This window comes from Streptomyces lomondensis (assembly GCF_014651035.1).
GTDB classification, from domain to species: Bacteria; Actinomycetota; Actinomycetes; order Streptomycetales; family Streptomycetaceae; genus Streptomyces; species Streptomyces lomondensis.
The window spans coordinates 221-735 of the sequence record NZ_BMWC01000047.1 but is presented as its reverse complement, the minus strand read 5'-3'; the positions used below and the strand labels follow the sequence as shown (position 1 = coordinate 735).

Sequence of the window (515 nt, the reverse complement as noted above, 5' to 3'; positions counted from 1 at the left end):
TCATGCCGGGGATCGATGGCAAGCTTGACATTCCGGGGATCGATGGCAAGCTTTCCATACCGGGGAGCGACGGCATCGAGGGCAGGCTGCTCAAACCGGGGATGGCAGAAAGGCTGCTGGCTCCAGGAAGAGAGCCGATCAATGGAAGAGATCCGAGGCCGGCGTCACGTTTGAGCAAGTGGGGAATCAATAAGCCGGAGGTGGACAAGGGTGAGGCTTGGTGGGCGCCGTTCAATGAGCCAAGCTTGGAGGTAAGGCCTTGAGTGACAGGAAGAATGGAGCCGACGCTGCCGAGCACCGGGAGGGTTTGGACACCGTTGGTGAGCGAGCCCACGGTACCCAAGAGGTCGAGGCCTCCTAATTCACGGCGCTCAAGGGAGCGGGTGACCTCGTCTAAGGTGCCCTCAAGGTCAATTAGTCCACCCTCGCCAATCAATTTAGTGTCCGAGAGGACCCGGCGCTCAAGGGAGCGAGTGACCTCGTCTAAGGTGCCTTCAAGATCGATTAATCCACCC

Annotated in this window: 1 protein-coding gene; it reads left to right on the top strand. The window is 59.2% G+C overall.

Going from position 1 to position 515, the window contains the following annotated elements; all coding sequences use genetic code 11:
* Window positions 1–263, top strand: a 263-nt coding sequence (locus tag IE255_RS40690; protein WP_229906809.1) for a hypothetical protein, incomplete at its 5' end; no start/stop codon positions are given.
* Window positions 264–515: the final 252 nt, after the last annotated feature.